This is a genomic window from Pseudomonas sp. FG1, assembly GCF_034313875.1.
Taxonomy (GTDB): Bacteria; Pseudomonadota; Gammaproteobacteria; order Pseudomonadales; family Pseudomonadaceae; genus Aquipseudomonas; species Aquipseudomonas veronii.
In genome coordinates this window covers 3,633,827-3,655,270 of sequence record NZ_JAVIWP010000001.1, presented here as the reverse complement: position 1 = coordinate 3,655,270, position 21,444 = coordinate 3,633,827, and the positions used below count along the sequence as shown (strand labels likewise).

The following is a 21,444-nucleotide window of genomic DNA, read 5'->3' as shown; positions in this document are numbered from 1 at the left end:
GCGCACCAAACCGTGGATCTTTTCGACAAACCGGTTGAAGGCCCCGGCCAGATCGCCCAGCTCATCCTGGCTGGTGATAGCCAGGCGCCGCGTCAGGTCGCCCTCACCGGCAGCGATATCGTCGAGGTTGGCTTTCATCAGGTGCAGCGGACGCAGGATGGTATTGGCCAGGACCATGCCCGCCGCCGCAATCACCAGCAGCACCAGCACGGCCACACCGAAGATACTCAGCAATACGCCCTCCATGCGTTTCTTGACCTTGGCCTCGACCACCGCCACCTGGGCATCGATGCCATCCAGGTTGACCGAGGTGCCGATGACCATGTCCCACTTGGGCAGGTACTCGGTGTAGCCGAGCTTGGGCACCAGTTCGGTCTGGCCGGGCTGGGTCGAGCTGTATTGCAGGTAGTGGGTGCCGTCCTTGCCGACCTTGACCAGGTCGCGGTTGACGTAGACGCCATTGGGGTCGCGGTTGTCCTTGAAGCTCTTGCCCACGCCGTCCGGGCTGTTGCCCTTGAACAGACGGATGGTTTCGGAGTCGTAGCCGAAGAAGTAGCCATCCTTGCCGTAGCTGGTATTGGACAGCAGCTTGACCACCTCGGCACGCGCCGCCGTATCGCCCGGGGCGGCGGCGTCGTAGAGCGGCTTGATAGTGGTCATGGCCACTTCCACATAACTCTGCAGAGTGGCCTTGGCGGCGTCGAGCAGGTGCTGGCGGGTCTCATCCACCTCGTTGCGCGCTTGCCCCTTGAGGATCCACACCGTGGTCAGGCTGATCACCAACGCAAACAACAGCACCGGCACGATGGCCAGGCACAGGACTTTGACCTTCAGGCTCAGACGCATGGCTTTTCTCTCTTATTAGTGGCGGCTTGAGAGGTTAACGGCCAGTTGCGCGGATTCTGTAGGACGACCTCGTCAGAGCGTCATCGCCGCCACCCAGCCAAACACCAGCAGCGGGATGTTGTAATGCAGGAATGTCGGCACCACGGTGTCCCAGATGTGGTGGTGCTGGCCGTCGATATTCAGGCCGGACGTCGGGCCCAGGGTCGAATCCGACGCCGGCGAACCGGCATCGCCCAAGGCGCCGGCCGTGCCGACGATGCACACAATGGCCAGCGGGCTGAAGCCCAGTTGCACACACAGCGGCACGAAAATCGCGGCCAGGATCGGCACCGTGGAAAACGACGAACCGATGCCCATGGTCACCAGCAGCCCCACCAGCAACATCAGCAACGCCCCGATCCCACGGCTATGGCCGATGAGCGCCGCCGACGTTTCCACCAGCGAGCGCACGTCTCCGGTGGCCTTGAGCACTTCGGCGAAGCCTGAAGCGGCGATCATGATGAAGCCAATCATCGCCATCATCTTCATGCCTTCAGTGAACAGGTCGTCGGTCTCGCGCCAGCGCACAATGCCCGATACCGAGAAAATCAGGAACCCGGCCAGGGCGCCGATGATCATCGAGTCCAACCACAACTGAATGATGAACGCCGAGGCGATCGCCAGGCCGGCCACCAGCAGGGTCAGTGGGTTGTATTGCACCGCGACCTGTTCGATCCGCTCGATTTTCTCCAGGTCGTACACGCGCTTTTTACGGTAGCTGACAAACACCGCCACCAGCAGGCCGACCACCATGCCCAGCGCTGGCAGGCCCATGGCGTGGGTCACGTTGACCTGGCTGATGTCCACGCCGCTCTTGGCCACGTTGGCCAGCAGGATCTGGTTGAGAAAGATGTTGCCGAAGCCCACCGGCAGGAACATGTAGGGCGTGATCAAACCGAAGGTCATCACGCAGGCGATCAGGCGACGGTCCAGTTGCAGTTTGGTCAGCACATACAGCAACGGCGGCACCAGCAGCGGGATAAACGCGATATGAATCGGCAGGATGTTTTGCGAGGCGATCGCCACCACCCACAGCAGGCCGATCAGTAGCCATTTGACGTGGCTGCCGCCGCTGGCTTCCTGGCGATCGACCAGCAGCAACGCCTTGTCCGCCAGGGCATGGGCCAGGCCGGACTTGGCAATCGCCACCGCGAAAGCGCCGAGCAATGCGTAGGACAAAGCCACTGTCGCGCCACCACCCAGCCCACCGTTGAAGGCCTGGAGCGTGGCGTCGATGCCCAGGCCACCGGTCAGCCCGCCCACCAGGGCGCCGACGATGATGGCGATGACCACATGCACGCGGGACAGGCTGAGCACCAGCATGGTGCCGACCGCGGCGATGACTGCGTTAATCATGGTTACCTCAAGCAAAAAACAAAATACAGGCATGCCCGCACCCGCGCGGCCATGGAGGATGACTGCCGGTGAGCAGGCTGGAAGGAGGTCTTATTAGAGGGCGCGCACTTTGCAGCAGGCGCGGTCGCATGTCAAAAAACGGCGTCGCCTGCAAATTTAAATTGAACGTTTGAATAAAGAAAAAAACATAGCCGCCGATATAAAGGCTCTCTATGTTTTCAGGTAAAGGATGCTCCGCGATGTCCCTCAGACAGCTGTCCATTCAATGGAAAATCACCCTGCTCGCCGGCCTCTGCCTGCTGGGGATCGTGACCCTGCTGGTGGGTCTGTCGCTGTATCGCATGGAACAGAGTTCGCAGCAGGTCAAAGCCTCCAGCATGCACATGCTCGACGAAGCGGCCCGGGCGCGTATCGAAGCCCAGGGCGAAGCGCAGGCGCTGGGCATCCGCCAGCAGTTCATGGATGCCTATCAATACGGTCACGGGTTTTCCCGCCAGGTGCTGTTCCTGCGCGAACAGGCGGAAAAGCGCTTCCTTGACGCCTTCGACACCCGTGAAGACTTGACCCGCCAGGTCAAGGCCGCCTTGCAGGCCAACCCCGACCTGCTCGGCTTGTCCCTGGTGTTCGAAGCCAATGCCCTGGACGGCAAGGATGAGCTGTTCGTCAACCAGCCAGAGCTGGGCAGCAACGACAAAGGCCGATTCGCCCTCTATTGGTCACAGCCGACGCCCGGCAAACTCACCGCCATGTCGCTGCCCGAAAGCGACATGTCCGACACCAGCGTCGGCCCGAGCGGGGAAAAGGCCAATGCCTGGTTCACCTGCCCGCGCACCACCCTCAAACCGTGTGTGATCGAACCGTACTTCTATGTCATCGACGGGCAAAACGTACTGATGACCAGCCTCGTGTTCCCGCTGATGGTGAATGGCAAAGTCATTGCCTCGCTGTCGGTGGACATCAACCTCAACAGCCTGCAGGCGGTGAGCCAGCAGGCGAGCCACACGCTGTATGACGGCCAGACCCAGGTCAGCATTCTCAGCGCCACCGGCTTGCTGGCCGGCTACAGCCCGGATGCGAGCAAGCTCAGCCAGCGTCTGGACCAGGTCGACACCGCCAGCGGCGCGCAATTGCTCAGCGCCCTGGCCGGCAGTACGCGGATCAGCAGCCTGCGTGCCGACCGTCGACTCAAGGTCCTGGCACCGTTCACGCCGATCCCCGGCGGCAAGCCGTGGGGCGTGTTGCTGGATGTGCCGGAAAAAATCCTGGTGGGCCCGGCCGAAGCGCTCAAGGCGCAACTGGACGCCGACAACGCCCGTGGCACCCTGCTCGAGTTGAGCCTGGGCCTGCTCGCCGCCGTGATCGGCCTGGGGCTGGTGTGGCTGATGGCGCGCAGCGTGACCCGGCCGATCCTGAGCGTGGCGCACATGCTCGAAGACATCGCCAGCGGCGAAGGCGACCTGACCCGTCGCCTGGACTACGCCAAACAGGACGAGCTGGGGCAACTGGCCGGCTGGTTCAACCGCTTCCTCGACAAACTGCAGCCGATCATCGCCGAGGTCAAACGCTCGGTGCAGAACGCCCGCGGCACCGCCGACCAATCCGCCGCGATCGCCAGCGAGACCAGCGCCGGCATGGAGCAGCAATACCGCCAGGTCGACCAGGTGGCCACCGCCTCCCATGAAATGAGCGCCACCGCCCAGGACGTCGCCCGCAGTGCGGCCCAGGCCGCCCACGCCGCACGCGATGCCGACCAGGCCACCCGTGACGGCCTGCAGGTGATCGACCGCACCACCACCAACATCGGCCATCTGGCGGCGGACATGAGCACCGCCATGGCCCAGGTTGAAGGCCTCGCGACCAACAGTGCGCAGATCGGCTCGGTGCTCGAAGTGATTCGCGGCATCGCCGAGCAGACCAACCTGCTGGCCCTCAACGCCGCCATCGAAGCTGCCCGGGCCGGTGAGGCCGGCCGTGGGTTTGCCGTGGTCGCCGACGAAGTGCGCAACCTGGCGCGTCGTACCCAGGAGTCGGTGGAAGAAACCCGCCTGGTGATCGAGCAACTGCAAAGCGGCACCACCGATGTGGTCGGCGCCATGGGCAACAGCTATCGCCAGGCCCAGAGCAGCGTCGAACAAGTCGGCGAGGCGGTCACCGCCCTGCGCCAGATCGGCGCCGCGGTCACAGTGATCAGCGACATGAACCTGCAAATCGCCAGCGCCGCCGAAGAGCAAAGCGCGGTGGCCGAGGAGATCAACAGCAACGTGGCGACAATCCGCGATGTCACCGAGTCGCTGTCAGAACAGGCCAACGAATCGGCGCGCGTCAGCCAGGCGTTGAACCACCTGGCCAATCAGCAACAGGGGTTGATGGATCATTTCCAGGTGTGAGTAACCGACACCAACGCTGAAGGAAATCCAATGTGGGAGGGGCTTGCCCCCGATTGCAGTGGGTCAGTCAAAGGCTACATCGACTGATTCACCGCTATCGGGGGCAAGCCCCTCCCACACTTTTGATCGGCTGGTCATCGCCTGGCCATGATTAATACATGTAAACGATGTCTCCGGTTTCAAACGTAAAGGATGTCTCCGGTCTGCACCGGGGTAAGCCCCTCCCCCCCTTTTTGATCGACCTCAGCGTTTGGGCAGCTCGATCAGCACCTTGAGCCCGCCCAGTTGGCTTTCCTGCAACTGCAACACCCCGCCCCACACCTCAACGATATCGCGCACGATCCCCAGGCCCAGGCCATGGCCGTCGGTCTGCTCGTCCAGGCGCGTACCACGGCTGAACACCCGGTCGCGCTGGGCTTCGGGAATGCCGGGGCCGTCGTCTTCCACTGCCAGCAGGTAACTGTGCGGCGTCTCGCCGATGCTCAGGCGCACCTGCGCATCCGCCCATTTGCAGGCGTTGTCCAGCAGGTTGCCGAGCAGCTCCAGCAGGTCTTCGCGGGCCCAGGGCAATTGCAGGCCAGGGACGGCGTGGTGGCTCAAGTCCAGGTGGTCGCCGTGGACCATGTTCAGGGTCGCCAGCAGGCCCGGCAGTTCGTTCGCGCAATCAAACAAGGCGCCCGGCAGGGTGTCGCCGGCCAGGCGTGCGCGGTTGAGTTCGCGGTCGAGGCGCTGTTGCACCTGTTCAAGCTGTTCGCGCAGCAGCGTGCGCAAGCGCGGCTGATCCTTGAGCGCTTCGCTCGACGCCGCGCTCAACAGCACCGACAGCGGGGTTTTCAGCGCGTGGCCGAGGTTGCCCAGGGCATTGCGTGAACGCTTGAGGCTGTCTTCAGTGTGGGCCAGCAGGTGGTTGATCTGCGCCACCAGCGGTTCCAGCTCCTGCGGCACCTGGGTGTCGAGTTGCGAGCGCTGGCCCTGTTGCAGCTGGGCGATCTGGTTGCGCGCAACTTCCAGCGGGCGCAAGGCGCGACGGACCGTGACCCGTTGCAGGATCAACACCAGCAACAGGGCCGCCACCCCCAGCACCAGGCCGATCTGACGCATCAGCCGAAAGCTTTCGCGCACGGGCGTGTAGTCCTGGGCCACGCTGATGGAAATCAATTGGCCGAAGCGCTTGTAGTCCGAACGCAGTACCAACAGTTGCTGGCCTTCCGGCCCCAGTTGCAGATTGCCCTTGAGCCCGGCAGCGGGCAGGCGTGGCAACTCCTGGTCCCACAACGAGCGGGAGCGCCAGTGGGTGTCAGCGAAATCGATACGGAAATAATGCCCCGAGAACGGCCGCTGATAGGCCGGCGCCAGGCGTTGCTCGTCGAGTTGCACGCCATTCGGCCCGCGCACCAGCGCCACCAGCAGGTTCTCGCTGTCGTTGCGCAGGCCGGCCTCCAAATAGCGCTGCAAACCGGCTTCGAACAACCAAAGGCTGGTTTGCGCCAGCACCACGCCGACCACCACCATCACGCTGATCAGCCCCAGGCTCAGGTGCCGCTGGATCGACTTCATGCAGGACTGGCGCCGAACCGGTAACCCTGGCCGCGCCGGGTTTCGATCACGCTGCGGCCCAATTTGCGGCGCAGGTGGTTGACGTGGACTTCAAGCACATTCGAATCGCGCTCGGTCTCACCGTCATATAAATGCTCGGCCAGATGGCTTTTCGACAGGATCTGTTGCGGGTGCAACATGAAATAGCGCAGCAAGCGAAACTCGGCGGCGGTCAGTTGGATTTCGTCGCCGTCGCGCAGCACGCATTGGCGCCCTTCATCCAACTGCAGGCCGGCCGCTTGCAAGGTCGGCTGGTTGACCTGGCCATGGGAGCGGCGCAACAGCGCCTGGACACGCAGGTGCAGTTCTTCGGGGTGAAACGGTTTGCTCAGGTAATCGTCGGCGCCGGCCTTGAGCCCTTCGATGCGCTCGGCCCAGGAATCGCGCGCGGTGAGGATCAGCACCGGGGTGGCCAGCGCGGCCGCGCGCCATTGCGCCAACACCTCGAGCCCGGGCAAGCCGGGCAGGCCGAGGTCGAGGATGATCAAGTCATAGGGTTCGCTGCGGCCCTGGTACGCGGCATCGCGCCCATCGGCCAGCCAATCGACGGCATAGCCCTGGCGCTGCAGGCCGGCCAGCAGTTCATCGGCCAGCGGTACGTTGTCTTCCACCAACAGCAGGCGCATCAGTCTTCCTCGTCTTTGATCAGCGCACCGCTGGTGGCGTCGAGTTTGATCTCGCGCACCACACCGTCGGTCGTCACCAGTTCCACTTCATAGGCATATTGCTCGTCCTTTTTCTCAAGCTCGGCCTCCAGCAGCCGCGAGCCGGGGTGGCGCGCCATGGCCTGCTGCAACAGTTGCTCGAGCGGCAGGATCACCCCCTGCTGGCGCAGTGCCAAAGCTTCGTCCTGGTTAAGGTCGCGGGCTGACAGGCTTGAGCAAAACGCCAGGAGCACCAGCCCCGCCCAGCCAGCGGCGCGTCGATATACCTTCATTACGTATCCTGATGATTCTTGAGCACATGCCCGGTGAGCGCGTCCAATTCAACCTCCCATTCGATGCCGTCGACATCCTCCAGTTCGACCTCGTAGAGGTACTTGCCGTAGACCTCGTCCAGGTCGGTGTCCAGCAGGGTCGAACCGGGATGCAAGGCCAGGGCCGTAGCGTCCAGCTGATCGAAGGCGACAATAGTAACAGTGCCGGGCCCGCGGAGTGACTTGTCGGGGTCGACTGCCTGGGCCTGTGCCGCCAAAGAGGCAATGAACCCGGCGGCGACCAGCATTGTAAGACGCTTCATGCTGAGTCTCCGTTTCACGATATTTGTCCTACGCCCGCCAGGGTATCCGCGGCAACTTAACTGAAACTGAATTGCCACCATGGCAATTCGCGTCACCCGCGTTTTCCTTCACCCGGCGAGATTTTCTATACTGCCCTGCTCGCTTCAACAGAGACCGGTATGACAGCCATCCACATCAAGTTTCCCGCCCTGACCCTCAAGGCCGGCAAACGCGCCTTTGCGCGCATTCGCGAGCAAGGCCTCAAGCCTGCCGATGTCGGTATCCTTCCCGGTGCGGCAGGCGGGCCCAAGGCCTTGGGCATCCAGGGCCTGGACCTGGCGCTGTTCGGCGAGTGGCTGCCCCGCGCGCCACGCGAACGTGCGCTGATCGGTGCCTCCATCGGTTCCTGGCGGTTTGCCAGCGCCTGCCTGCCCGACCCGGTGCAAGGCCTGCTCGACCTCGGCCGCCTGTACAACGAACAACGCTTTGCCAAAGGCGTGACCATGGCCGAGGTCAGCCAGAGCTGCCGGCGCATGCTCGATGACCTGCTGGCCGGGCGCGATGCGCGGGTACTGGACAACCCCGGCTATCGGCTGAACATCATGGTGGTCAAGAGCCACGGCCTGCTCGCCGATGACCACCGCGGGCGGCTGAGCCTGGGCCTGTCGTCGGTGATTGCCGACAACCTGCGCGGCCGCGCGCGGCTGTCGCGGCATTTCGAGCGGCTGATCATCCATGACCCGCGCCAGGCGCCGCCGGTGCATGCGCTGCGGGATTTTCCGTCGCGCTTTCTCGACCTGAACCTGGGCAACCTGCGCCAGGCGCTGCTGGCGTCCGGCTCGATTCCCCTGGTGATGCAAGGCGTGCGCGACCTGCCTGGCGCCGGTGCCGGCACCTACCGCGACGGCGGCCTGCTGGATTACCACCTCGACCTGCCCTACCACGGCGACGACATCGTGCTGTACCCGCACTTCACCGACCGCGTCATCCCCGGCTGGTTCGACAAGGGCCTGCCGTGGCGACGCAGCAATCAACAAGGCTTGCAGGACGTGTTGCTGCTGGCGCCGTCGAAGGACTACCTGGCCCGCCTGCCCCACGGCAAACTGCCGGACCGCAGCGACTTCAAGCGCTTTCTGGGCGATGACGCGACTCGCAACAAATACTGGCAAACCGCAATGAGCGAGAGCCGGCGCCTGGGCGATGAGTTTCTGCAACTGGCCGACCAGGGTGGCCTGGGCGAGCGCTTGCAGGCGCTTTGACCCAGCGGTATGCGCGAGGCGCGATGTAGCTGTTAAACTCGCCGCCTGCCAGAAACCTGACCGAGCTGAAAAATACTGTGGAAATCTTCAAGGAATTTACATTCGAATCCGCCCACCGCCTGCCCCACGTGCCAGACGGCCACAAATGCGGGCGCCTGCATGGGCATTCGTTCAAGGTGGCGATCCACCTGAGCGGCGACCTGGACCCCCATACCGGCTGGATTCGCGACTTCTCGGAGATCAAGGCGATTTTCAAGCCGCTCTATGAACGCCTCGACCACAACTACCTGAACGACATCCCCGGCCTGGAAAACCCCACCAGCGAAGTACTGGCCAAGTGGATCTGGACCGAATTGAAACCCCTGCTGCCCGAACTCAGCGCGATTCGCATCCACGAAACCTGCACCAGCGGCTGCATCTATCGCGGCGAGTAACCCTCACGTCAACGCCCTGCGGGAGCGCCCCATGGAAAACACCTGGCTGGCCCAGGCCAAACGCTTGCAGGCATTGGCTTCCACGGGGCTGCACTTTTGCACCGACGACTTCGAACGCGAGCGCTTGGAAGAAATTGCCGAGATCGCCCACAGCATGCTCGCGCAATTGGGCAATGTGCCGCTGGAGCGCATCAGCGGGCTGGTCCCGGATTTCGCCCAGCGCTATTCGACGCCGATGATCGATGTCCGCGGCGCGGTGATCGACGGCGAGCGCATTCTGCTGGTGCGCGAGGCGACCGATGGTTGCTGGGCGCTGCCGGGGGGCTATGCCGATATCGGTCTGTCGGCCGCAGAAAACATCGTCAAGGAGATCCGCGAGGAAGCCGGGCTGACGGTGACGGCGCGGGCGCTCTACAGCGTCACGCACAAGGCCAAGGGCTTGTATCGCCCGGATGTGCGGGACTTCTACAAGCTGTATTTCCTGTGTGAACGGGTCGACCAACTGGCGCCAACGGCCGGGTTCGAAACCACCGAGGTGGGCTTTTTCGCCCTCGACGACCTGCCGCCGCTGTCCCGTGGGCGCACCATCGAAAGCGATCTCGAGGCGGCCTTTGCGTTTCATCGCGGCGAAACCACGCTGACGCTGTTCGACTGATCCAATTTGTATCACCGCTGCACCGCTTTCGTGCCCGATTGGGCACCGCGACCACTCCCGCCCGCGTTCCGCGCCTGTCTGGCGATAAATCCTGTGCATACTGCACAACACCCACCGTGCGCCCGTCACTGCTGCTCAATTGGCACGCGCGGTGCAATAGGCCTGCGTCACTCATTCAGGGAGCAAGGCACATGACGCAGCAAGAACCGGGCAACGATTACCCCCTCAGCGAAGTCCCGATGCACGCACGCAAGGGCCTGGCGTCCACCGCCATGGTGCTGCTGGGCTTCACCTTTTTCACCGCGACCATGTTTGCCGGCGGCAAGCTGGGCGTGGCGTTCAGTTTCGTCGACATGCTCGGCGTCGTGGCCTTGGGTAACCTGCTGTTGGGCATTTATGCCGCAGGCTTGGGTTACATCGCGTTCAAGAGCGGCCTGAACTCGGTGCTGATGGGGCGCTTCTGTTTTGGCGAAGTCGGCAGCAAGCTCAGTGATTTGATCCTCGGTTTCACCCAGATCGGCTGGTACGCCTGGGGCACCGCCACCGCCGCCGTGGTGCTGGGCAAATATTTCGAGCTGAGCCAGGGCAACGTGCTGGTGCTGATGGTGCTGTTTGGCCTGCTGTTCTGCGCCACGGCCTACGTGGGCTATCGCGGGTTGGAGATTCTGTCCTACATCGCGGTGCCGGCCATGGGCATTCTGTTGTGCCTGTCGATGTGGGTCGCCACGGTGAAAGTCGGCGGGCTGCAAGGGTTGCTGGCGGTGGTGCCGACGTCGGAACTGGACGTGTCGACGGCGATCACCCTGGTGTTCGGCACCTTTGTCAGCGGCGCGACCCAGGCCACCAACTGGACGCGCTTTTCGCGCTCGGCCAAGGTCGCGGTGCTCGCCAGCCTGATCGGTTTTTTTGTCGGCAATGGCTTGATGGTGCTGATCGGGGCTTATGGCGCCATCGTCTATCAACAGCCCGACGTGGTGGAGGTGTTGCTGCTGCAAGGCTTTGCCACGGCCGCGATGGCGATGTTGCTGCTCAATATCTGGAGCACCCAGGACAACACCATCTACAACTTCGCCGTGGCCGGTTGCAACCTGCTGCGCACCCGCCGCCGCAAGACGGTGACCCTGGCAGGTGCGGTGATCGGCACGCTGCTGGCGCTGCTCGGCATGTACGACATGCTGGTGCCGTACCTGATCCTGCTGGGCACGGTGATTCCACCGATTGGCGGGGTGATCATGGCGGACTTTTTCTATCGCTACCGCGGCCGCTACCCGCGCCTGGCCGATGCGCGCCTGCCGGCGTTCAACTGGCCGGGGCTGACCGCCTACGCCGTGGGCACCGTACTGGCGTTCAATTCGCCCTGGGTGGCGCCGTTGGTGGGGATCGTCGCCGCCTCGCTGACCTACATGCTACTCAGCGCCGTACTGCGCGTGCGGGCACCGTTGGCTGACGCACAGGCATGAGCCTGACCATCGCCGATGTGCTCGCCCTGCCGGGGCTGGATTCCCTGTGCCTGCGCGCCGGGGCGGCGGGCCTGGAGAATGCCGTTCGCTGGCCGTATGTCGCAGAGAACAGCGGCATCGCCGAGTGGGTGCTGGGTGGCGAACTGGTGTTCGTCACCGGTATCAATCACCCACGGGACGAAGCGAATTTGCTGCAACTGCTGGAGGAAGCCTGCCTGCGTCAGGTGGCCGGGTTGGTGATTCTCACCGGGCCGGCCTATATCCAGGCGATTCCCCAGCGCTTGCTGGACGCCGCCGAAGCCGCCGACATGCCGCTGATCGAACAGCCTTACTCACTGAAAATGGTGCTGGTGACCCAGGCGATCGGTTCAGCGTTGATCCAGTCCGAGCAATTGGGCCGCTCGCGGCACGATGTGCTGGAGCGGTTGCTGGCCGGTGACTATCAATCGTTGGATCTGCTGTTGCACCGCGCCGCCCAGTTGGGCATGCCCCTGGCCGGACATTGGCAAATCGTGCAGTTGCAGTTGGAGGGCAGCGACGCGTTATTTGCCCAGGGCGAGGCCGCGCAGATGGAAGCGCAGTTGGCGCGGCAACACGACAGCATTACCCGGCGCTTGCGGCAGTTGTCGGCCGCGGTGCCGGTACTCGGGCGCGCCGGCCAATGGACGTTGCTGCTGCCGGCCGCCGATGCCGTCGCGGCGCTGGCTAACCGGGAGCAACTGGCCAATTGGTTGAAGCCGCTGAACCTGCGCCTGGCGCCGCTGAAACTGTTCATCGGCCTGAGCGCCGCCGCCCACCCGCCGGCGCGCCTGGCCCAGGCGCAGGATGAAGCGCGCCAGGCATTGGCCGCCGCGCGGCGCTTCAGCGAACGCGCCGGGCTCTGCGTGTATGACGAACTGGGCGTATTGAAGCTGCTCAGCGGCGTGCGCGATCGTGCGCTGCTCGACCAGTTTCTCAATGACCGCCTGGGCCCGTTGCTGCGCCACGACCTGCACCATGGCCCAAGCCTGCTGCCGACCCTCGAAGCCTGGTTCCACGAGAATGGTAACCTGGTGGCCGCCGCGCAGCGCCTGGCCGTCCACCGCAATACCCTGACGCACCGCGTCCAGCGCATCGAAGCCCTGTGCGGGCTGAGGCTGGATAATTCGTATGACCGCCTGGACATCGGCATCGCGCTGATGATCTGGCGGCTGTCTGCCTGATTGTTTTTAGCCAAGAGGAACTTGCCCATGCACATCATCAACGCCCGCCTGCGCAACCGTGAAGGCCTGCATGATCTGCACCTGGAACACGGCCGGATCGCCAGCATCACGCCGCAAACCACAGCCCCCACGGCGGGGCCCGACGACCTCGACGCGGCCGGCAACCTGGTGATACCGCCCTTCGTCGAACCGCACATCCACCTCGACGCCACCCTCACCGCCGGCGAGCCGCGCTGGAACATGAGCGGCACCCTGTTCGAAGGGATCGAGTGCTGGGGCGAACGCAAAGCCACCATCACCCACGAAGACACCAAGGCCCGCGCCAGGAAAACCATCCAGGCCCTCGCCGCCCACGGTATCCAGCATGTGCGTACCCACGTCGACGTCACCGACCCGGACCTCACCGCGCTCAAAGCCATGCTCGAAGTGCGCGAGGACACTGCGCACCTGATCGACCTGCAAATCGTCGCCTTTCCCCAGGAGGGCATCGAGTCGTACCGCAATGGCCGCGAGCTGATGGAAGAAGCCGTCCGCCTGGGCGCCGACGTGATCGGCGGCATCCCCCACTTTGAATACACCCGCGACCAGGGCGTGAGTTCGGTGAAGTTCCTGATGGACCTGGCCGAACGCAGCGGCTGCCTGGTCGACGTGCATTGCGACGAAACCGACGACCCGCACTCGCGTTTCCTCGAAGTGCTCGCCGAAGAAGCGCGCAGCCGCGACATGGGCGCCCGCGTCACCGCCAGCCACACAACGGCCATGGGTTCCTACGACAACGCCTACTGCGCCAAACTGTTCCGCCTGCTCGGGCATTCCGGTATCAGCTTCGTCTCCTGCCCCACCGAAAGCATTCACCTGCAAGGGCGCTTCGACAGTTTCCCGAAACGGCGCGGCGTCACCCGCGTCAACGAACTGCTGGAAGCCGGCATGAACGTGTGCTTCGGTCAGGACTCCATCGTCGATCCCTGGTACCCCCTGGGCAACGGCAACATCCTGCGGGTGCTCGAAGCCGGGTTGCACATCTGCCACATGCTCGGCTACCGCAACCTGCAAAACGCCCTGGACCTGGTCACGGACAACAGCGCCAAGGCCATGGCCCTCGGCGATCGCTATGGGCTGGAACCCGGCCGGCCGGCCAACCTGTTGATCCTCTCGGCCGACAGCGACTACGAGGTGATTCGCAGCCAGGGCCTGGCGCTGTACTCGATCCGCAACGGCAAGGTGTTGATGAAGCGCCAGCCGGCGCAGGTGACGTTTTTGTAGCACGCGAGGTTCGATGGACAGCCGCTGATACGACTCGACGCGATCAGCCGCGCGGCCCTGCATCGAGCTGCGGCCGCGCAGCCCCGAACAGGCTGACGCTCAGCACTGTCGCATCCTGAATCTGCAACCGAACCGGCACCGTACCGCCCGGCATCACCACCGCGACCTCCCCGCCCGCGACCCAACCGGCGCGCCACGCGGCGCACGCCACGGCACAGGCGCTGGTCCCGGAGGACGCCGTCGGCCCCTCTCCCCGCTCGAACACCCGCGCAAGCACTCGATTGCCGGACGCCTGGGCGGCCCATTGCAAGTTGACCCCGGCCACACAGGGCTGGCCACGCCCGGCAGGTGGCGCAAATGCAATCGCCTGCAAGGGCTCGAACAGTGCGCTCTGGTGCATCGACAGATTGTCCGGCAGCGCAGCGGCCTGGTACACCAACGTCACGCAATGGGGGTTGCCCACCCGCACAAACTGGCTGCGCGTCCATGCCGGGTTGATCGCCGCCAGCGCGGGCACATGGCTGAACGCCCCCTCTTCGGCGCCGGGCAGGTCCGCGCCGACCGCCAGCGGGCCGAACGCCGGCTGCCCCAACGCCAGCCAGAACCCACGCACCCGCTCATGCAGTGCCGGTTCGACATAGGTGGCCAGCGGCGACTTCGCATCCTGTTTATCGTGATGCACCCGCAGCTCGCAGCCCTGCGTCATCAAGCCCTGATCGCTCAGCGCCTGGGCAAAGATGGTCAGGCCATTGCCACTGCGCTCCGCAAGGGAGCCGTCAGTATTGACGATCAACAGGTCGAACGGCGGCGCCGCCTGGAACGGCCCGACCAACAACCCATCACAACGGTGCGCCTTGGCGCCGGCCGGACGCGGCGAAGGCCCCCAGCCACATTCGGCGGCAATGGCCGGCAGTGCCCAAGCGTCGCGCCGGCTCGCCGCGAGGGCCGCAGTGTCGGGCACCTCGACCCCGTGGCGACGCAAACAGGCCGGGCTGACCACCCCATAGATATTGCCGCGGGCATCGTAGAACCGGGTCATGGGGTCGCCTGGCTGAAAGTCCTTCATCGCTTCGTCCGTCCAATCGTCTGCACACAGAAGCAGCAGCGTATTACAGAACGGTCGGCGCGTGGGAAGTGGTCTGGAAGGTGCGTCATCCGCCGCAGGAAGCCTGGGGTTCAGCAATTCTCACGAGGATTACGCACCTTCCAGACCACCTCCTACACGTCGATGTCCTCTAGGTGGCAGCCAGTGTCCAGAGCGTTCCGTGCTGGCGAAAATAAAACCCGTCGCCAGCACGAACGCCGCGTGAACCTGGCTCGCTCGATCAGGCTTGATGTGTAAGGATGTCGCGCCGGACATCGTTCGTTGAATGCAAAACCAAGGATTCTCCATGACTGCCATCCCCACTCCAGCGCCCGTGGTTCCCGGGCGGCTGGAGCAAATGTCGACGCGCATCGCCTTCTTCATCGCCGGCTTCGGCATCGCCGCCTGGGCGCCGTTGGTGCCGTATGCCAAGGCCCGCGCCGAACTCAACGAGGGCACCCTGGGCCTGTTGCTGCTGTGTCTGGGGGGCGGTTCGATCATCGCCATGCCGGTGGCCGGCGCACTGGCCTCGCGCTATGGTTGCCGGCGCGTACTGAGCGCCGGGACGGTCCTGATCTGCCTGGCGTTGCCCATGCTCGCCACGGTCAGTTCGATCCCGTTGCTGATGGCCGGTCTGTTCCTGTTCGGCGCGGGCCTGGGTACGGTCGACTCCACGGTCAACCTGCAAGCGGTGATCGTCGAGCGCGCCAGCGGCAAAACCATGATGTCGGGCTTCCATGGGTTGTTCAGCCTGGGCGGCATCGTCGGCGCAGCGGGGGTTTCCGGGTTGCTGGGGCTGGGGTTTTCGCCGCTGCAGGCGACCCTGGTGGTGATCGTCATCATGGCGCTGGCGCTGTTCAAGGCCGCCCCCCACTGGTTGCCCTACGGCAGTGAAAGCGCCGGGCCGCCGTTTGCCATTCCCCACGGCGTGGTGCTGTTTATCGGCGGCTTGTGTTTCATCGTGTTTTTGGCCGAAGGCGCCGTGCTCGACTGGAGCGCGGTGTTCCTCAGTGCCGAACGCGGCCTGGACGAAGCCTACGCCGGCCTGGGTTATGCGGCCTTTGCCCTGACCATGACCGCCGGGCGCCTGACCGGCGACCGGATTGTCCGTCGACTGGGGGCTGCCCGGGTGATCGTCACCGGCGGGGCGCTGGCGGCGGCCGGGATCTTCCTCGCGACCCTGTCACCGGCCTGGGCCATGTCCCTGCTGGGCTATGCGCTGGTCGGCGCCGGATGTTCAAATATCGTCCCGGTGCTCTACACCGCTGTCGGCAAGCAGACCGTCATGCCGGAACACATCGCCGTGCCGGCCATCACCACCCTCGGCTATGCCGGTATTCTCGCGGGGCCCGCGGTGATCGGTTTCATTGCCCATGGTAGCAGCCTGGCGACTGCCTTCCTGTTGATCGGGGGATTGCTCGCAGCGGTGGCGGTCAGCGGCAAAATACTGCGGGTATGAGCAAAGGACATGAGCGGCCTGAATCCTTCAAGTAGCTCATGTACGCCTGATCGTTTCTTCCCTGCCTTATCGTTTCCCGTCCGCAGCGCTGTGCCTGGCAGAACGGTTCAGTGGTTAGCCCAGATGCCGCTCGGTGTCATTGGCCAGACGGCAAGACAACTTGTGCCATAACCCGGCGAGCGTGGAAAACACAGGGCTGGACAACGGTTCCTCCGTGAATGTTCGAGAACCTTTATCGAAGTCTTCGGCGGTGGGCGCCCTGAAGCTGAACTTCGGCGAAGACATGAGGTTGAGTGCCTGCGAACGGGATGTGCTTGGGAGGCCTGCTTCCCGTGCAGGCATCGCCAGGCTCGCAACCGTGTACTGGGAGGGCTGAGATTCAAAGGATGTCGAATTCATAGTCCAGACCTGATTCGGTAGGTGAAGACACCGGCAGCCATTCAACGGCCGATGGCAATCTCTTCGTGGTAAAACCCTTCCTCCCTGACTGAAGTGGTGCTTCCTGCTCACTACGCTTACCAACCTATGCCGCGAGTGACGCGGCATTCGGCTATGCCAGAGTTAACGCAGCAGTTTCAGCAGTTCGCGTCGCGAAATCTTGCCGTCGCGCTGCCACTCGTCAACATTGTCCATCCGCCCCTGCAGAATCGAACGGGCCATGACTTCCTTGGCCAATTGGATGAGATGGTCAGTGAAGGGGTTGCCCGTCAACGCTTGCGCCGCAAACTCTTTGAGCTTGTCGAGCTTGATGCTGTCGCCCCGACCGTTGCCCTTCAACTGTTGGAAATGACCGAGCATTTCCTTGATCAGCTGTTTGTCGTCTTTGAGTTTAAAGGGGTTATCGGAACCGATGACGCTCATAATGTCGTCCCTGGACAAGCGGCCATCCGAAGCACCGGTGCTCATGTTTCGATCGAGCGCGCGTACCAGCTCGGGACGCCGCAGCAGTTCCTTCGCCAGGCGGATATTGGCGTCCATCTGCGGGTTGCCGGTCAACGGTCGCTCGGCCATTTTTTTCAGGCTTTCGAGGGTGACTTGCCGCGAAAAATGCCCTTCCCTGAACGCGCCGTAATTGCTCAGCAGCGCCTGGGCCAGTTGCTGATTGCTTTGCTTGGAGTAATGCGGGTCCGGCCGCTCGGGGGTTGGGCGCGGCGGTGGGCCGGGGTTCGGGCGCACATTATCGGGCAGCGGACGTTGCGGCGGCCCCGAGTGATAATGACCGTGGCCGAAGTACGGGCGCGACGACGTGCTGCCGAATGCTGAGCCAAAGTGATACGAATCCCAGAACAGGCTCTGGCTGGCCGATGAGCTCATAGACCGCTCGGCAATGGACATGGGGTCTCTGAAAGACTTGTCATCAGAGGAGTGAGCGACAGACTGCATGAATACTGATGCCGACATTTAGTTCTCCAGTTCGGTTTGATCAGACGCCTTGCCTCAGCGCTCCAGGCGCCCCGACGATCGACAAATCGTCAAGCAAACCAGCGGAAGCAGGCTTATCCTGTGTGGCAGAACTGTGGGAGTCGGTTCCTGATCGCGCTGAAAGTTTCCAGCGCCCAAGTAGGAAGAGCATCTGCTGAGATACGGAACTCATCACCTTCCCAAGCCGTTTCGGCGCAGCCAGCCCCCTCGCCGCCCAACCCGACCCAGGCGCGCAAAAAACCTCGGTTCACCAGCATCAACCGTCAGCGGCGCATGTGCATGGACTGCAGAATCGCGGCTGGAATTTGTTCGAGCGGCAACTCGCGCTCCACCGCACCGAGCTTGAAGGCCTCCTTAGGCATGCCGTACACCACGCACGACTCTTCATTCTGGCCCAGCGTCAGCGCGCCGTTGTCGTGCATCTCCTTCAACCCGCGAGCGCCATCGTCCCCCATGCCCGTCATGATGATGCCCAGCGCGTTGCCGCCGGCGCTGCGGGCGACCGAACGAAACAGCACGTCCACCGAAGGGCGGTGCCGGCTGACAGGGGGCCCATCAACGATTTCAACCAGGTATTGGGCGCCGCTGCGCTTGAGCAACATGTGCCTGCCGCCGGGAGCAATCAACGCACAACCGGGAATGACGCGGTCGCCATTTTTCGCCTCCCTGACTTCGATCTCGCACAGGCGGTTGAGCCGCTCGGCAAATGCCGCGGTGAAGTGTTCCGGCATGTGCTGCACGATCACGATTCCCGGGCACACCCTGGGCAAGGCAGTCAGCACCAGCTCCAGGGCTTGCGTGCCGCCGGTGGACGTACCAATGGCGACGATGTTTTCGGTGGTGCGCGCCATGGCCTGCGTGCTCGCCGGCAGTATGACGTCGGCAGTCAGCTTGACCGGGGCTCGCTCGCTGGACGGCACCATGCGTTTCATGTTGGCACGGGCTGCGGCCTTGACGGCACCGGCCAATTCATCGGAACTGTCGGTCAGGAACTGACGCAAATTGAGTTGCGGCTTGGTCACGATACTCACCGCACCGGCCGCCAGCGCTTGCATGGTGGTGGCCGCGCCCTTCTCGGTCAGCGTGGAGCAGATGACCACTGGCGTCGGATGTTCGGCCATCAGTTTCTTGAGGAACGTAATGCCATCCATCCGCGGCATCTCGACGTCCAGCACGATGACGTCCGGCCATTGCTTATTCATCTTGTCCATGGCGAACACCGGGTCCGCCGCCGCGCCGATCACTTCAATGGCCGGGTCTTGCCCAAGGGTCGCCGTCAGCACCTGGCGAACCACCGCGGAGTCGTCAATGATCAGTACTTTGATAAGGCTCATATCGCACGCTCTCCATGAGGGCTGCTGAGTGGCCAATGCAGGGCCAGGTAGTTGAGTTCGATGTTGCCATTGGCCAGATCGAACACCACGGTTCGATAACCCACGCCTTCCACATGAAAGTTGTGACACCGCAAATGATGCGAATCGAGCAGGTGCCTGGCTTGCTCGACATTGCGCTGGCCAACGTAGTGATTGTCCGAACGCGCCAGCCCCGGAAACATATCCCCGCCGCCATACACGCTGATTCTGAACTCCGTCGGCGGCACCTTGATCGCGTGCATTCGGCCGAGCAGCAATTGGAGCGCCTCATCGCCGTAGCGACCATCCAGTGCAGCCGATCTCTTCACTGCGCGCCGGGGCAACAGGTAGTGGCACATGCCGCCCAACAAGCGCCGCGGATGCCAGACCACCAATGCAACGCACGAGCCCAGCACGGTGCGCAACCGAATGGCGCCTGAACCGAAAAACCACTCGCCGGGATTCAGGTACACCTCGCGGGACGGTGGGGTGTCAGGCATGCGGCCTCCGATAGATCGAAGGCTTGACCAGTCGCAGTTCATCGGTCACGCCATTGAGACTTTCCGAATGGCTGACCAGGAAATAGCCGCCGGGCTTGAGGTGGCTGACCAGGCGCTTGACCACTTGCACTTTGGTCTCGCTGTCAAAATAGATCATCACGTTGCGCAGGAAGATCACGTCAAACATTCCCAGTTTCGGCAGCGGATTGTTCAAGTTGATGGCCTGGAAATCGATCCTCGACGCCAGCGCCGGTTCGACCATGAAGCAACCGTGGTTGGCGCCGACGCCCTTGAGGCAATATTTGTTGAGCAACGCTTGGGGAATGCCGCGCGTGCCTTCGAGGGGGTAGCGCCCCTGGCGGGCCGTTTCCAGTACCCGGCTGCTGATATCCGATGCGACGATTTCCCAGGGCCGGCCGCCGAGGCTGTCCGCCAGGACCATGGCCAGGGTGTAGGGCTCTTCACCGCTCGAGCAGGCGCCGCTCCATACACGCAAAGGCCCGCTGCCACGCAGTTCGGGCAGTGCGACATCGCGCAGGAAATCAAAATGCTTGGGCTCGCGGAAGAAGTAGGTTTCGTTGGTGGTCAGCATATCGACCGCCACTTGTAGTTCCGTCGCGTCCTTCATCAGCACTTTGTAGTACGCGCCGTAGGTATTGAGCTTGAACACTTGCAGGCGCTTGGCGAGCCGAGCGCTCACCAACTGTTTTTTGGCATCCGACAGGCTGATGCCGGCGATTTGATGAATGAGAGTGCGAAACTGCAGGAACTCCGCATCGGAGAGAATCACGTTCATGAGGACACTCCCAAAAAACAATCAGGCAGTTGAAGGCAGCAAGGGATCAAGGGTTGCCAGCACATCGACCTGTTCCAGGGACAACACGCGACCGATATCCAGCAACAACACAAAACCGCTCTCCAATTTGCCGATGCCCAACAGGAAGTCCGCTCTGACATCGGTCCCGAAATTCAAGGACGGTTCGATATCCTGATCGGCGATTTCAAGGACCTCGCTGACCGCATCCACAATGATGCCCACCGGCTTGCCCCCGGCATTGGCCTGTACCTCAAGGATCACAAAGCAGGTCCTCGAGGTCTGCACCGTGCGCTCGCCGCGAAAGCGCACGCCCAGGTCCAGCACCGGAACCGCCGCGCCGCGCAGATTGATCACGCCGCGGATGCTGGGCGGCAACAACGGCACGCTGGTGATCGGTCCGTATTCGATGATCTCTCGCACGTTGAGCGTGCCAACGGCGAACATCTCATCCCCCAACTCGAAGGTGAGGTATTGGCTAGGGCTCGAGACCGTGGCTTTACCTGGACTTGCGATGGATAACGCCATGACTCACCTCGCATCGATTACTTTGCGGCCGCGCCGGGAGGCGCGGTCGTACACGTCAAGCTCGCATCAAGCCGGCCATCTCATCGACACACAACACCTGCTCGATTTGCAGCAGCGTGACAAAAGCACCTCGCACCTTGGTCATCCCCCGGATGAAGTCGGTACGGATAGGGTTACCAAAGGCCGGCGCGGGCTTGATATCGATATCGAGGATCTCGATCACTTCGCTGACCGAGTCCACCACCACCCCCAGCACCTGGGACTCGCCCTCCTTCGCCGCTTCAAGAATGACGATGCACGTTCGGCTGCCCAGCACCGTCACACCCTTGCCAAACCGCGCCTTGAGGTCCACTAACGGCACCACTGAACCGCGCAGGTTGATCACCCCGCGCAGGAATGTCGGCATCATCGGCACCGTGGTCACCTGGTTGTATTCGATGATTTCGCGAACGTTCAGTGTATTGACCGCATACATCTGCTGGTCAGCCAAGAAGGTCAGGTACTGCAAGGGCTCATCGACCTGCGGCGCTGACTCCAAAGTGTTTGGCATAACGGCTGTGGCGCTCATG

22 protein-coding genes and 2 pseudogenes are annotated in these 21,444 nt (G+C 63.1%); 9 read left to right on the top strand and 15 right to left on the bottom strand.

Going from position 1 to position 21,444, the window contains the following annotated elements; translation table 11 throughout:
• Window positions 1-24: 24 nt before the first annotated feature.
• From RGV59_RS31760 to RGV59_RS16970, 3 genes and pseudogenes are all read right to left on the bottom strand, one after another.
• Window positions 25-846, bottom strand: a pseudogene (locus tag RGV59_RS31760) (cache domain-containing protein); the annotation flags it as partial.
• A 72-nt stretch (window positions 847-918) separates the two neighbouring features.
• A complete protein-coding gene (locus RGV59_RS16975) occupies window positions 919-2,238 on the bottom strand; it encodes a Na+/H+ antiporter family protein (RefSeq protein WP_173677815.1) in 1,320 nt (439 codons plus the stop codon).
• A gap of 10 nt (window positions 2,239-2,248) precedes the next feature.
• Window positions 2,249-2,503: a hypothetical protein gene (locus tag RGV59_RS16970; protein WP_126585859.1), complete on the bottom strand. Its 255-nt coding sequence runs from the start codon at window positions 2,501-2,503 to the stop codon at window positions 2,249-2,251.
• Here RGV59_RS16970 and RGV59_RS31755 point away from each other — a divergent pair.
• Both RGV59_RS31755 and RGV59_RS31750 read left to right on the top strand, forming a co-directional pair.
• Window positions 2,454-3,770: pseudogene (locus RGV59_RS31755) on the top strand (HAMP domain-containing protein); the annotation flags it as partial. The gene RGV59_RS16970 and the pseudogene RGV59_RS31755 overlap by 50 nt on opposite strands.
• A 102-nt stretch (window positions 3,771-3,872) precedes the next feature.
• Complete coding sequence (locus tag RGV59_RS31750; RefSeq protein WP_376741854.1) at window positions 3,873-4,628, top strand: methyl-accepting chemotaxis protein; 756 nt, start codon at window positions 3,873-3,875, stop codon at window positions 4,626-4,628.
• Window positions 4,629-4,871: 243 nt separating this feature from the next.
• Here RGV59_RS31750 and RGV59_RS16960 read toward each other — a convergent pair whose 3' ends face one another.
• The 4 genes from RGV59_RS16960 to RGV59_RS16945 are packed head-to-tail and all read right to left on the bottom strand — an operon-like array spanning window position 4,872 to window position 7,463.
• Window positions 4,872-6,185, bottom strand: coding sequence for a sensor histidine kinase (locus tag RGV59_RS16960; RefSeq protein ID WP_126585857.1), 1,314 nt, complete (start codon window positions 6,183-6,185; stop codon window positions 4,872-4,874).
• Entirely contained in the window at window positions 6,182-6,850 is a 669-nt protein-coding gene (locus RGV59_RS16955) for a response regulator transcription factor (RefSeq protein WP_017847013.1), read from the bottom strand. The genes RGV59_RS16960 and RGV59_RS16955 overlap by 4 nt, the downstream gene beginning before the upstream one ends.
• Window positions 6,850-7,161, bottom strand: coding sequence for a PepSY domain-containing protein (locus RGV59_RS16950; RefSeq protein ID WP_017847012.1), 312 nt, complete (start codon window positions 7,159-7,161; stop codon window positions 6,850-6,852). Before RGV59_RS16950 ends, RGV59_RS16955 begins: the two co-directional genes overlap by 1 nt.
• Entirely contained in the window at window positions 7,161-7,463 is a 303-nt protein-coding gene (locus RGV59_RS16945) for a PepSY domain-containing protein (RefSeq protein WP_017847011.1), read from the bottom strand. The genes RGV59_RS16950 and RGV59_RS16945 overlap by 1 nt, the downstream gene beginning before the upstream one ends.
• Before the next feature lie 159 nt (window positions 7,464-7,622).
• Between RGV59_RS16945 and RGV59_RS16940 the strand changes: the two genes are divergently transcribed.
• From RGV59_RS16940 to codA, 6 genes are all read left to right on the top strand, one after another.
• Window positions 7,623-8,702 (top strand): patatin-like phospholipase family protein, encoded by a 1,080-nt coding sequence (locus tag RGV59_RS16940; protein WP_126585856.1) that lies wholly within the window; start codon window positions 7,623-7,625, stop codon window positions 8,700-8,702.
• Window positions 8,703-8,779: 77 nt separating this feature from the next.
• Window positions 8,780-9,136: a 6-carboxytetrahydropterin synthase QueD gene (gene queD / locus RGV59_RS16935; protein ID WP_017736453.1), complete on the top strand. Its 357-nt coding sequence runs from the start codon at window positions 8,780-8,782 to the stop codon at window positions 9,134-9,136.
• A 31-nt stretch (window positions 9,137-9,167) separates the two neighbouring features.
• Window positions 9,168-9,791, top strand: a complete 624-nt coding sequence (locus RGV59_RS16930; RefSeq protein WP_017847009.1) for an NUDIX hydrolase — start codon at window positions 9,168-9,170, stop codon at window positions 9,789-9,791.
• Window positions 9,792-9,982: 191 nt separating this feature from the next.
• The gene (gene codB, locus RGV59_RS16925) at window positions 9,983-11,251 is read left to right on the top strand and encodes a cytosine permease (RefSeq protein WP_046483194.1); all 1,269 of its coding nucleotides are present in this window, start codon (window positions 9,983-9,985) and stop codon (window positions 11,249-11,251) included.
• Window positions 11,248-12,453 (top strand): PucR family transcriptional regulator, encoded by a 1,206-nt coding sequence (locus tag RGV59_RS16920; protein ID WP_046384045.1) that lies wholly within the window; start codon window positions 11,248-11,250, stop codon window positions 12,451-12,453. The genes codB and RGV59_RS16920 overlap by 4 nt, the downstream gene beginning before the upstream one ends.
• Before the next feature lie 27 nt (window positions 12,454-12,480).
• Window positions 12,481-13,716, top strand: coding sequence for a cytosine deaminase (gene codA / locus RGV59_RS16915; protein ID WP_046384046.1), 1,236 nt, complete (start codon window positions 12,481-12,483; stop codon window positions 13,714-13,716).
• A gap of 43 nt (window positions 13,717-13,759) precedes the next feature.
• Here codA and RGV59_RS16910 read toward each other — a convergent pair whose 3' ends face one another.
• Window positions 13,760-14,755 carry a diaminopimelate epimerase gene (locus RGV59_RS16910; RefSeq protein WP_126585855.1) on the bottom strand — a complete coding sequence of 332 codons (996 nt, stop codon included), beginning with the start codon at window positions 14,753-14,755 and terminating at the stop codon, window positions 13,760-13,762.
• A 352-nt stretch (window positions 14,756-15,107) separates the two neighbouring features.
• On the opposite strand from RGV59_RS16910, the gene RGV59_RS16905 reads away from it, so the two are divergent.
• Window positions 15,108-16,259 carry an MFS transporter gene (locus RGV59_RS16905; protein ID WP_102618293.1) on the top strand — a complete coding sequence of 384 codons (1,152 nt, stop codon included), beginning with the start codon at window positions 15,108-15,110 and terminating at the stop codon, window positions 16,257-16,259.
• Between the two features lie 114 nt (window positions 16,260-16,373).
• On the opposite strand, the gene RGV59_RS16900 is transcribed toward RGV59_RS16905, so the two are convergent.
• From RGV59_RS16900 to RGV59_RS16870, 7 genes are all read right to left on the bottom strand, one after another.
• Window positions 16,374-16,544 (bottom strand): hypothetical protein, encoded by a 171-nt coding sequence (locus RGV59_RS16900; protein WP_226926067.1) that lies wholly within the window; start codon window positions 16,542-16,544, stop codon window positions 16,374-16,376.
• A 276-nt stretch (window positions 16,545-16,820) separates the two neighbouring features.
• Window positions 16,821-17,573, bottom strand: coding sequence for a hypothetical protein (locus tag RGV59_RS16895; protein WP_017847003.1), 753 nt, complete (start codon window positions 17,571-17,573; stop codon window positions 16,821-16,823).
• A 371-nt stretch (window positions 17,574-17,944) separates the two neighbouring features.
• Window positions 17,945-19,015: a protein-glutamate methylesterase/protein-glutamine glutaminase gene (locus RGV59_RS16890; protein ID WP_126585854.1), complete on the bottom strand. Its 1,071-nt coding sequence runs from the start codon at window positions 19,013-19,015 to the stop codon at window positions 17,945-17,947.
• A complete protein-coding gene (locus tag RGV59_RS16885) occupies window positions 19,012-19,533 on the bottom strand; it encodes a chemotaxis protein CheD (RefSeq protein WP_046483201.1) in 522 nt (173 codons plus the stop codon). Before RGV59_RS16885 ends, RGV59_RS16890 begins: the two co-directional genes overlap by 4 nt.
• On the bottom strand, window positions 19,526-20,329 hold the full coding sequence (locus RGV59_RS16880) for a CheR family methyltransferase (RefSeq protein WP_017847000.1): 804 nt from the start codon (window positions 20,327-20,329) through the stop codon (window positions 19,526-19,528). Before RGV59_RS16880 ends, RGV59_RS16885 begins: the two co-directional genes overlap by 8 nt.
• Before the next feature lie 21 nt (window positions 20,330-20,350).
• Window positions 20,351-20,875: a chemotaxis protein CheW gene (locus tag RGV59_RS16875; RefSeq protein WP_026140027.1), complete on the bottom strand. Its 525-nt coding sequence runs from the start codon at window positions 20,873-20,875 to the stop codon at window positions 20,351-20,353.
• 55 nt (window positions 20,876-20,930) lie between these two features.
• A complete protein-coding gene (locus RGV59_RS16870) occupies window positions 20,931-21,443 on the bottom strand; it encodes a chemotaxis protein CheW (protein WP_226926074.1) in 513 nt (170 codons plus the stop codon).
• Between the last annotated feature and the right edge of the window lies 1 nt (window position 21,444).

What these genes read in the sequence shown, in the direction of transcription:
- RGV59_RS16970 (WP_126585859.1), bottom strand. Translation starts at nt 2,503, where the DNA reads ATGGACAGCTGTCTGAGGGACATCGCGGAGCATCCTTTACCTGAAAAC.
- RGV59_RS31750 (WP_376741854.1), top strand. Translation starts at nt 3,873, where the DNA reads ATGGAGCAGCAATACCGCCAGGTCGACCAGGTGGCCACCGCCTCCCAT.
- RGV59_RS16960 (WP_126585857.1), bottom strand. Translation starts at nt 6,185, where the DNA reads ATGAAGTCGATCCAGCGGCACCTGAGCCTGGGGCTGATCAGCGTGATG.
- RGV59_RS16955 (WP_017847013.1), bottom strand. Translation starts at nt 6,850, where the DNA reads ATGCGCCTGCTGTTGGTGGAAGACAACGTACCGCTGGCCGATGAACTG.
- RGV59_RS16950 (WP_017847012.1), bottom strand. Translation starts at nt 7,161, where the DNA reads ATGAAGGTATATCGACGCGCCGCTGGCTGGGCGGGGCTGGTGCTCCTG.
- RGV59_RS16945 (WP_017847011.1), bottom strand. Translation starts at nt 7,463, where the DNA reads ATGAAGCGTCTTACAATGCTGGTCGCCGCCGGGTTCATTGCCTCTTTG.
- RGV59_RS16940 (WP_126585856.1), top strand. Translation starts at nt 7,623, where the DNA reads ATGACAGCCATCCACATCAAGTTTCCCGCCCTGACCCTCAAGGCCGGC.
- RGV59_RS16930 (WP_017847009.1), top strand. Translation starts at nt 9,168, where the DNA reads ATGGAAAACACCTGGCTGGCCCAGGCCAAACGCTTGCAGGCATTGGCT.
- codB (WP_046483194.1), top strand. Translation starts at nt 9,983, where the DNA reads ATGACGCAGCAAGAACCGGGCAACGATTACCCCCTCAGCGAAGTCCCG.
- RGV59_RS16920 (WP_046384045.1), top strand. Translation starts at nt 11,248, where the DNA reads ATGAGCCTGACCATCGCCGATGTGCTCGCCCTGCCGGGGCTGGATTCC.
- codA (WP_046384046.1), top strand. Translation starts at nt 12,481, where the DNA reads ATGCACATCATCAACGCCCGCCTGCGCAACCGTGAAGGCCTGCATGAT.
- RGV59_RS16910 (WP_126585855.1), bottom strand. Translation starts at nt 14,755, where the DNA reads ATGACCCGGTTCTACGATGCCCGCGGCAATATCTATGGGGTGGTCAGC.
- RGV59_RS16905 (WP_102618293.1), top strand. Translation starts at nt 15,108, where the DNA reads ATGACTGCCATCCCCACTCCAGCGCCCGTGGTTCCCGGGCGGCTGGAG.
- RGV59_RS16900 (WP_226926067.1), bottom strand. Translation starts at nt 16,544, where the DNA reads ATGTCTTCGCCGAAGTTCAGCTTCAGGGCGCCCACCGCCGAAGACTTC.
- RGV59_RS16895 (WP_017847003.1), bottom strand. Translation starts at nt 17,573, where the DNA reads ATGAGCTCATCGGCCAGCCAGAGCCTGTTCTGGGATTCGTATCACTTT.
- RGV59_RS16890 (WP_126585854.1), bottom strand. Translation starts at nt 19,015, where the DNA reads ATGAGCCTTATCAAAGTACTGATCATTGACGACTCCGCGGTGGTTCGC.
- RGV59_RS16885 (WP_046483201.1), bottom strand. Translation starts at nt 19,533, where the DNA reads ATGCCTGACACCCCACCGTCCCGCGAGGTGTACCTGAATCCCGGCGAG.
- RGV59_RS16880 (WP_017847000.1), bottom strand. Translation starts at nt 20,329, where the DNA reads ATGAACGTGATTCTCTCCGATGCGGAGTTCCTGCAGTTTCGCACTCTC.
- RGV59_RS16875 (WP_026140027.1), bottom strand. Translation starts at nt 20,875, where the DNA reads ATGGCGTTATCCATCGCAAGTCCAGGTAAAGCCACGGTCTCGAGCCCT.
- RGV59_RS16870 (WP_226926074.1), bottom strand. Translation starts at nt 21,443, where the DNA reads ATGAGCGCCACAGCCGTTATGCCAAACACTTTGGAGTCAGCGCCGCAG.